The 9,922-nt window shown below is 35.1% G+C and carries 8 protein-coding genes; 7 read left to right on the top strand and 1 reads right to left on the bottom strand.

Annotated elements, in window-relative coordinates; all coding sequences use genetic code 11:
• Nucleotides 1-172: 172 nt before the first annotated feature.
• The 6 genes from PVV63_RS07685 to PVV63_RS07660 all read left to right on the top strand — a co-directional run bounded on the left by PVV63_RS07685 (nt 173) and on the right by PVV63_RS07660 (nt 8,321).
• Nucleotides 173-529 (top strand): hypothetical protein, encoded by a 357-nt coding sequence (locus PVV63_RS07685; protein ID WP_273791363.1) that lies wholly within the window; start codon nt 173-175, stop codon nt 527-529.
• Between the two features lie 174 nt (nt 530-703).
• A complete protein-coding gene (locus PVV63_RS07680) occupies nt 704-1,066 on the top strand; it encodes a hypothetical protein (protein WP_273791362.1) in 363 nt (120 codons plus the stop codon).
• 216 nt (nt 1,067-1,282) lie between these two features.
• Nucleotides 1,283-1,645 carry a hypothetical protein gene (locus tag PVV63_RS07675; protein ID WP_273791361.1) on the top strand — a complete coding sequence of 121 codons (363 nt, stop codon included), beginning with the start codon at nt 1,283-1,285 and terminating at the stop codon, nt 1,643-1,645.
• A gap of 637 nt (nt 1,646-2,282) precedes the next feature.
• A complete protein-coding gene (thrC, locus tag PVV63_RS07670; protein ID WP_273791360.1) occupies nt 2,283-3,680 on the top strand; it encodes a threonine synthase in 1,398 nt (465 codons plus the stop codon).
• Nucleotides 3,681-3,762: 82 nt separating this feature from the next.
• On the top strand, nt 3,763-5,037 hold the full coding sequence (locus PVV63_RS07665) for a pitrilysin family protein (protein WP_273791359.1): 1,275 nt from the start codon (nt 3,763-3,765) through the stop codon (nt 5,035-5,037).
• Nucleotides 5,038-5,435: 398 nt separating this feature from the next.
• Nucleotides 5,436-8,321 (top strand): EAL domain-containing protein, encoded by a 2,886-nt coding sequence (locus PVV63_RS07660; RefSeq protein ID WP_273791358.1) that lies wholly within the window; start codon nt 5,436-5,438, stop codon nt 8,319-8,321.
• A gap of 42 nt (nt 8,322-8,363) precedes the next feature.
• Here the strand turns inward: PVV63_RS07660 and PVV63_RS07655 are convergent, their stop codons facing one another.
• Nucleotides 8,364-8,948, bottom strand: coding sequence for a YqgE/AlgH family protein (locus tag PVV63_RS07655; RefSeq protein ID WP_273791357.1), 585 nt, complete (start codon nt 8,946-8,948; stop codon nt 8,364-8,366).
• Between the two features lie 71 nt (nt 8,949-9,019).
• Here PVV63_RS07655 and PVV63_RS07650 point away from each other — a divergent pair, with 71 nt between their 5' ends.
• The gene (locus PVV63_RS07650; RefSeq protein ID WP_273791356.1) at nt 9,020-9,898 is read left to right on the top strand and encodes a protein-disulfide reductase DsbD domain-containing protein; all 879 of its coding nucleotides are present in this window, start codon (nt 9,020-9,022) and stop codon (nt 9,896-9,898) included.
• Nucleotides 9,899-9,922: the final 24 nt, after the last annotated feature.

Here is a 9,922-nt window from a genome sequence, read left to right as displayed (position 1 = left end):
CTGTTACTTTTTTACAATAATGTTTATAAAAAATTACAGTTATATTTTTATATGTATTTTTATTATTGACTAAAAATACATATTGAAATATATAAATTATATATAGTGTGAGATACATAAACATTATGTATATTTCTTACATATATAACTTAAAAATATTTGAGGTAAAGTTATGATAAAAATATTTAAAAATTATATCTTAAGCATTTTTATAGCGAGCACTTTTTTTATTTCACAAACTGTAAATGTTAATGCAAACTATTTGAAAAATGATACTCCAAAAGAGGAACTTTCTGTTTTCCCAATGGAACAAGTAAAATATGCGACATCCGATGTAGTTTCTACGACTGCTTTCTATGTTCCATCTGTAAATTATCAAACAGAAAATGGAACAACTGGTGAAGGAAAATTAGAAAAGGTCGTTGAGCCTATAACTATAGGAATGGGACTATTGTTTACTGGATATGCAATGAGCTTTATAGGATCGATAATAAGTTGGATAAAGGACATAGTATTGATGTTCAAATAATTCAACCTCATCTAGAACTCTAGAATATTAGCTTCCTTATGTGTCTATAATTTATTGTAAATAATTACATAATGAAGCTCATCTTTCTACAAAATATAAATGTTGTAGATTATATCCAAATATCCAAAGTATAAATTTACGCATATATATAGTATAAAATATTTGAGGTAAATTATGATTAAATTATTTAAAAATCATATATTAAGTATTTTCATTATGTCTGCCTTTTCTCTTTCTCAGGTTGTAAATGTACATGCAAACTCTTTGCAAAATAGTACTCATCGTGAGAATACTTTTGTTTCTGCAATAAAGCAGAAAAGAAAGGATGCAGTCCATACCGTTTCTCTCTATAGACCCAGTCTAAATCGTGGAGTGAGTAATGAAACTACTATTGAAGGAAAATTTGAAAAGGTCGTTGAACCTCTTACAATCGGGGCTTTTGGTATGGGGATGGCACTTGGATATGCATCAAGTACGATAGGCATGTTTTTAGGATGGATAATAAGTAAAATAATATCGTGTTTTAAATCTCGTTAGAATTGAAATTTCATCAGAATAAAACCTTCTCATATGAAATATAAACTATGGATATATTCTGTGTTGATCGATTGTTGATGACAAAAAACTAATGAATTATCACACTAAGAATGAAAAAAGCTTTAAATGCTTCTGTTTCTCTCAATGTGCACTAATTCTGCCGACGAATCTATTCAATTCAGATTAAAATAAAAGTAAAAGTATTGGTGAAAAATTATGATTAAAGTATTGAAAACTTACGTATTAAATATTTTAATAGCAGTTTCTTTTTTGCTTTCACAAGTTATAAATGTTCATGCCAATCATTTGAACAATGATACTCAATGGGAAACTGTCTCTTTAATAGAACAAGGAAAGAAAAAAGCTATCGATATAGCGGCTCTTTATGTCCCAAGTTTCACTCATAAAGCAAAAAGTGAATCTGCCTTTGAAGGAAAATTTGAGAAAGTGTTTGAACCAATTACGCTAGGAATTTTTTCTACAGTAGGAGCTTTAGGTTTTGGATTCTTGACTGGATTTGTTATGTCCATATTTAGCGGGATAATCGGATGTGCAATAGGAAAAATTAAAGGAAAATAATTCAAAGATACTCAGTATTTTTTCTATTAAAAATGAGAATACTTTACAGCCTGCTTCACATCATTTAGCAGGCTGTTGTATGTTTTCTATGGATAAACTTTAAGTTACCATACTGTATAGCATAAATATAATATCTATTATTATACAAAATGATAAATTATGCTAAAAAAAGATTATGCAAAGTATAGATTTGCGCACGAAATGCCATAAAATTACCTTATAAATCTTCCAGTGTGAATTCTGAGATGTATCATTTTAACATTCGGTTTAGCAGATGTAATTGTTACAAAGTATTAAGAGCATAAAATAACTATGAATGATTGAGTTTTATACAAAAGTTCTTCAGTAACTACCATTCTATCTATTTAATTTTATTATTTTAGAAGGTGCACAAGTGAAGATACGTTGTAAAATTTAAGTGAGTGAATAATAGAGAGGAAATTTTCGTCTGCAACAGATTTTCTGTGAACATTTGACGTTTATATCTTAAAAATAAAAATGCTTAAGACTATTTCCTTTCATTATTGAGTTAAAAAGAAGAAAAGAAGCTCTATCCATTTAATAATTTAAATATTATGAAAAACGTGAAATAAATAACTTCACCAATTTGCCAGAAATAAAAAAAAGGATAAGACTTATGGAATATATCAGCACGAGAGGTGAAGCTCCTGCTTTAAGCTTTACGGAAACAATCATGACAGGGTTGGCAAGTGATGGGGGACTTTATTTGCCAGATAAATTTCCTCAGCTATCATTTGATGCGTTACGAGCACTTCGTGGTCAGTCCTATACAACAATTGCTAAAACTATTCTGTGGCCCTTTGTGAATAACGAAATCGAATATACAGCTTTTGAAAATATGATCGCTGAATCTTATGCAACCTTTCACCATCCAGCAATCTGTCCGTTACGACAAACTGGAGCAGATGAATTTATCCTTGAACTCTTTCATGGTCCTACTTTAGCTTTTAAAGATGTAGCAATGCAGTTTCTTTCTCGACTGATGGATTATGTTTTGACTGAAAAAAATAGATGTGCAACGATTATTGCTGCAACATCAGGTGATACAGGTGGAGCTGCGATACAAGCTTTTGCTGGAAAAGAACACTCAGATATTTTTATTTTATTTCCTAAAGGACGTGTATCACCTGTTCAACAACGGCAAATGACAACCAATCAATGTTCAAATGTTCATGCCATTGCCATTGAAGGAAATTTTGATGATTGCCAAGCCCTTGTCAAAGCAATGTTTAATGACCACAATTTTCGTACAAAAAGAGCTCTTTCAGGTGTGAATTCTATAAATTGGGCGCGTATCATGGCGCAAATTGTTTACTATTTTTCATCTGCACTTTCTTTAGGAGCTCCTGATAGAGCTGTTTCATTTACTGTTCCTACTGGAAATTTTGGTGATATTTTTGCAGGTTATGTCGCAGCCCGTATGGGATTACCCATTGCTCAACTGGTCATCGCAACGAATGATAACGACATCCTTGTACGTACATTGACCAGTGGTACTTATGAAACACAACCAATAGTCCATACAACATCACCTTCTATGGATATTCAGGTCTCTTCTAATTTTGAACGTTTGCTCTTTGAAAGTGGCAATCGTGATCCAATCTGGATTCGCAATGCAATGGAAAACTTGAAAAAAACGGGGCTCTTTACTCTTGATGAAAAGCAACTCAAAAATATTCGTTCCCTATTTTCCGCCGGGAAAAGCAACATGGCTACAACAGCTCAAACAATTGATAGTGTCTATAAGGAAAGTGGCTATCTTGTTGATCCACATACAGCGGTTGCTCTTCAAGTAGCGCGTGAAAACAAAAAACCGCATATTCCAATGATCGTTCTTGCCACGGCTCATCCAGCTAAATTTCCTGATACGATTAAAAGCGCTTGTGGCCTTCATGCTCCATGGCCATCTCATCTCAATGATGTAATGAAACACGAAGAACATTTTATAAGTCTTGCTAATGATGAAAAAATAGTAAAAGATTATATTTCTTTAAAATCGCGTGCATCTTATTAAAGTTAGCTGCATTAATTTAAATCAAGAATATTCTAATACCTTTACAATGAGGTATTTAGCTTATTAATGGAGTTGTAAATACATGGATGTAGATATATGTCGCCTTAATAATGGTTTGACTATCGCCACACATACAATGCAACAAATTGATAGTGTTGCCCTCGGGATATGGGTTAAAGTGGGCTCACGCAATGAAACCTCCACACAGCATGGTATTGCTCATCTTCTTGAGCATATGGCTTTTAAAGGAACCGAAAACCGCACTGCTTTTCAAATTGCAACCGATATTGAAGATGTTGGCGGTGAAATAAATGCTACAACCAGTATTGAAACAACAGCTTACTTTGCACGTGTACTTAAAAGCGATATCCCTCTTGCTATAGATATTTTAGCCGATATTTTAATGCATTCAAAATTTGACGACAATGAACTAGAACGAGAAAAACAAGTAATATTTCAGGAAATTGGTGCTGCCCATGACACCCCTGATGATATTGTTTTTGATCATTTTACAGAAACAGCCTTTCGTCATCAATCCCTTGGGCGCTCTATTTTAGGAACAGCTAAAACTATTCAATCATTTACATCTACTGATCTCCATGATTTCATCAATAAACAATATAGTGCAGATCGTATGATTGTCGTTGCAGCAGGAGCTGTAAAGCACGAAAGTTTCTTGCGAGAAGTTGAAAGTCGTCTTGGTACTTTTCGCTCCCATTCAACCGCACCTCTTACTAATCTTGCAAATTATGTCGGTGGCGACTTTCGTGAATATCGCGATTTAATGGATACACAAGTTGTTCTAGGGTTTGAAGGACGCGCTTATCACGCGCGTGATTTTTATGCGGCCCAAATTCTTTCAATCATTCTTGGTGGTGGTATGTCTTCACGTCTTTTTCAAGAGGTAAGAGAGAAACGTGGATTATGCTATTCTATTTATGCTTTTCATTGGGGATTTTCAGATACTGGACTTTTTGGTGTTCACGCAGCTACCGGACAAGACGGGCTCAAAGAACTTATTCCTGTGATTCTTGATGAACTTTCCAAGGTCAGCAAAAATATTCACGCTAATGAACTACAACGAGCACAAACGCAATATCGTGCGAACCTGACAATGTCACAGGAAAATCCTTCTAGTCAAGCACATCTCATTGCTCGCCAAATACTCCTTTATGGTCGACCAATTCCAATATCGGAAACAATTGAACGCCTCAATCTCATTACTCCTAAAAGATTAACTGATTTAGCACATCGTCTTTTTACAAACTCCACACCAACACTAACTGCTGTCGGACCTGTAGGACCCCTCATAAATTTTGATGATTTAACGTCAACTCTTTCATACAAGCTAAAGTAAAAACTTCTTTTCAAAGCAGCATCACAATAACATCACATATTTTATCATAAAATTTACCACAAAAGCTCTTCTAATTAAATAAGTTTTGGAAATATTGGGCAAAGAGGCGTACAAAACTACCCAATTCATACTTCATGTGATAAAGATTCTAATGAGTGAAGGTATATCCGTGAAATCTGGAAATTTATGGTTTAACTTTGCCCTTTTAAAATATAAAACTTCATTCGCTTCAAGTTCTATTGGAGCAAATGGGTATGTGGTTTATTTGTATATAAAATCACACAACTTAAGAAAAAGTGATAACAATTTATTATGTAAATAAATTATAAAAGGTGGACGTTTTTTCTCAAAAATCGAAATGAAAATTAAACATCCTAAAATATTGAGAGTGGGACATTGTGAAGAGTTTGCGTAAAATAATTGACATCATTTTCATTGTAGTCGTTAGTTCTTTTGTCCATCTTACATCAGCACAAGCAATTGAGCCAGTTAAAATTTCTTCTCAAGATGCTGCTCTTGATCTCTCAAAAGCAATTGAAATTCACCATACAAACAACTCTATTTTTCAAACAAGTACAGCGCCAGGACCAGATGGTATTGTATGGCGTATTGAAGTGCAGGCAAAAAATGAAAAATTTTCCGGAAATTGGGCAGTTTTTTCTCTTGCAAATCCAACAGATGAACAAGTTGATCGTCTCATTGTTGCCCCCCATTACCGCATGGCACGTTCTGGATTTTTTTGGCCAGACCTTGGATCAGCAAGGATTCAATCCATAACGCCAAGCGAAGGTTTTTCCCTCGATCGTCAACTTAGTGCAAACTCTGATATCTTTCGTATTACTCTTAACCCTGGTGCTGTTGTTACATTTGTGGCCGAACTTAACTCTGCAAATCTACCGCAAATCTATTTATGGCAACCTGAAGCTTATAAAGATGCAATTAATTCTTATACGCTTTATCATGGTATTCTTCTCGGGATATCAGGTCTCTTAGCGCTTTTGTTAACTGTTCTCTTCGTCGTCCGTGGAACAGGGCTGTTTCCTGCAACAGCTGCTGTTGCTTGGGCAGTGCTTTTTTATATTGGTATTGACTTCAACTTTTTAAATAAATTCTTTGCAGTTACACTCACAACACAACCAATCTGGCGTGCTAGTACAGAAGTAGCTCTTACTGCTACACTCTTCATTTTTCTTTTTACCTATCTCAGCCTTAACCGCTGGCATTATCATTTTAGTTACGGTGCTATCGCTTGGACCATTGCCTTTTGCAGTCTAGGAGCCTTTGCTATTTATGATCCCATCAGAGCAGCTGGAATTGCGCGTTTGTCTTTTGGCCTTACCGCTGTGCTTGGTATAATATTAATCATCTATTTCTCAATCAGAAGCTATGACCGCGCTATTATGCTTATTCCAACATGGTTGCTCATTAGCTTTTGGTGTGTTGGAGCCTATGCTTGCATAGCTGGACATTTAAACAATGATATTATCCAGCCAGCATTAGCGGGGGGATTAGTGCTCATTGTTCTTCTCATAAGCTTTACTGTCCTGCAACAAACTTTTTCTAATGACGCTTTCCATGAAGGAATATTTTCCGACCTGGAACAACAAGTACTCGCAGCAAAGGGAGCTGGAAATATTATTTGGGATTGGAATATTGAGCGTGACCGTATTGTTGTACATCCAAACATGGCAACCCTTTTTGGTACTGAAATTCATAACCTCAATGGACCTATGCGCAACTGGATTTCAGCCTTGCACCATGATGATCGTGAACGCTTTCAAGCTGTATTGGATATCATTCTTAAAAATAAAAAAGGGCGCATTGATCAAATTTTTCGTCTTTCTTCTGGTGGTGGTTATTATCATTGGTTTTCTCTTCGTGCACGTCCGGCTATGCAAAAAGATGGAAAAATCACACGTGTCATTGGAACCATTGTCAATATTACTAACCATAAAAAATCCGAAGAACGCTTATTGCATGATGCAATCCACGACAGCTTAACCGGACTTCCTAACCAACAAATTTTCTTTGATAGACTACAAAATTATACCTCTTTAGCGAAAGCAAATATCAAAATTAGACCGACTGTCTTTATGATTGATTTTGACAATTTTCGCCAAATTAATCGCAAATTAGGCATAGCAGTTGGGGATACTGTACTGCTTATAATCGCACGTCGTTTAAATCGTCTCATTAACTTTCAAGACACCTTATCGCGTCTTTCAGCAGACCGCTTTGCAATTATTTTACTTAGTGAAACCGAACCACAAAAAATTGCAGCATTTGCAGATCATTTGCACAAAACAATTTCAGCACCTATTTCACTTTCAGAAAACAAAATAATCCTTTCAACCTCTATCGGATTGGTTACATGGAGTGAAAGCCGATCGACGGCTAAAGATATTTTTAATGATAGTGAATTAGCGATGATTCGCGCAAAACAAATGGGTGGAAACCATATTGAACCTTTTCGTCCTAATTTTCGCACTTTGGGTCTCGAACATAATACTCTGGAGAAAGATGTTCATTATGCCATAAAACGTAATGAGATGAAAATCCTCTACCATCCTATTCTTAATTTATCAGACGGACATATTATTGGTTTTGAAACAATTGTAGAATGGCATCATCCCACTTATGGAAATTTAAATGTCTCTGATTTCATAAAAATCGTAGAAAATGAACAAATTGTTATGGATTTGTCACAGTTTATCATCGATAATGCCATTATTGATCTTATAAATGTACAAGAAAAGTTTTCCCAACAATCTTTCTTTATTTCAATTAATTTACCAAGCGCAGAAATGATTCATCCTCGTTTTATCAGTCAATTGCGTGCCGCTTTGCTTCGCCATCCGCTCCACAAAGGGCGTCTGATGATTGAAATATCTGAATTTGTCTTAAGAAATAATCCTGAACAATCAGCGCACTTTCTTGAACAAATTAAAACACTGGGAATGAATCTCGCACTCGATAATTTTGGAACAGGTTATTCGTCTCTGACCTATCTCGTACGTTATCCATTTGATATGGTTAAACTTGATCGTTCACTTATCTCAATCGACTCTCTTAAGAAGAAAATTGTTCTAAAGTCTATCATTAATATGGCAACAGATCTTAATTTGCAAATTATCGCAGAAGGTGTTGAAAATGAAAAAGAAGCAATCTTTCTTCGTCAAGAAGGCTGTAAATATGTTCAAAGTACACTTGTGACGAAACCGATTGCCATAGAAGAATTAATTACACTCGTTCAGAGCCATTTCCCTTATAAAATAAAAACATAATGGATAAAATAACGTGTAAAGTTAAAAAGCTTAGAAAAAACTCTACGCGTGTCCCATTTCAGAAGCAAGATAAGTTGAATCGATACCCATGCGTGTTAAACTTTTATCATATTTGCAGCTTAAATCGCTTTCAAAAAGAAAACTAGGTGATGTAGAACTGATTAGCCAACCATTTGTAGAAATTTCTGCCTCAAGTTGCCCCGCTTTCCATCCAGCATAGCCTAATGCGACCAGTGCATGTTGCGGACCTTGTTCGCAACTGATCGCTTTTAATATATCAATTGTCGCAGTAAAACAGATCTTATCTGCAATAAAAACAGTTTCTTCACAAGCATAATCATCTGAATGAAGGACAAAACCACGCAAAGGATCAACAGGACCACCATAGCGAACTGGAAACTGTTTTATTGGTTCAGAAAGACTTTTTTTTTGGCCACTGTCTATGACTCCCAAATGAAGCAAAAGCTCTGGAAAATCAATATGATGCAATTGATTAAGAATGATGCCCATCGCACCGGCATTAGAATGCGCACAAATATAAATAACAGAACGAATAAAGCGTTTGTCATTCATCCCAGGCATTGCTATGAGTAATTGTCCACCTAAAAAGCCATTACACCGCTTCATTAATCTGTTATTCTCCATAATTTACATGATAAAAGTTTGTTCATTTAGCACACTAGGAAAATAAAACTCCAATGAAAAAAAGTCGTATATTTACAAATTTACAAAATATCGCAACTTTCTTTTATAAAAAGCTTTTCGTTACTTTAAGCTTAACATTCATAGTTTTAGAATTACTTAACATTCCTGTAAATGCTCAAACAGAACAAAAACTCCAGCTTTTCGCAACATCTTGGTATGAATCAGATGGTGGTCGTATCCGATTAGCGATCACTGAACCTTCTCTTTCTGGAATAAGAGAAGGCATTATTGAAATTGAACTTAAACCAGGATGGAAAACTTACTGGCGTAATCCAGGTAATTCTGGCATGGCACCATTTTTTAATTTCAACCAACAGATTTCTTATGAAATCTTCTATCCTACTCCACAGCTTTTTGAAACAGAAAATGATTGGTCATTAGGTTATAAAGATAAAGTAATATTGCCCTTCAATCTTTCTGGTTCAAGCAAAAATTTAAGTGGTGCTTTCACTCTTGGATTATGTAATAAAATCTGTCTTCCATTTACTATTAACTTTGATTTTTCGCCATCTGCTCTTAAAAATAAACATCTTCCTGCTTCCTTCTTAAAAAAGGCGCAAGATTCTTTGCCCCGCATGATGCAGAATGCACTAAAAATAAGTGCCGAAAAAAATAACAGTACCCTTCTTATAAAAATACAAAATAACAACAAAACTACACCTTCCTCTCTCTTTTTAGATGGAGGAGAAATGCAAATTGGAGCAGCAAGAAAAGTCAGTGATAACGCAGAATATACACTCTTCAGTGCTCCACTCTATTTCGCACCAGAAGAAATAAACCAAAAAATTTTTTATACAGTTTCTTTTAAAGATCACGCCTTAAGTGGAACATTCATATTCCATACGCAGCCAACCCCGCTTGCGACTCCGTGATAAAAGAAAAAGCTCCCAAACAGC

This window comes from Bartonella sp. CM31XJBT, from assembly GCF_028618555.1.
Classification (GTDB): domain Bacteria; phylum Pseudomonadota; class Alphaproteobacteria; order Rhizobiales; family Rhizobiaceae; genus Bartonella.
Note: the sequence above shows the minus strand (reverse complement) of the source record. Positions and strands in the feature narration are given on the sequence as shown.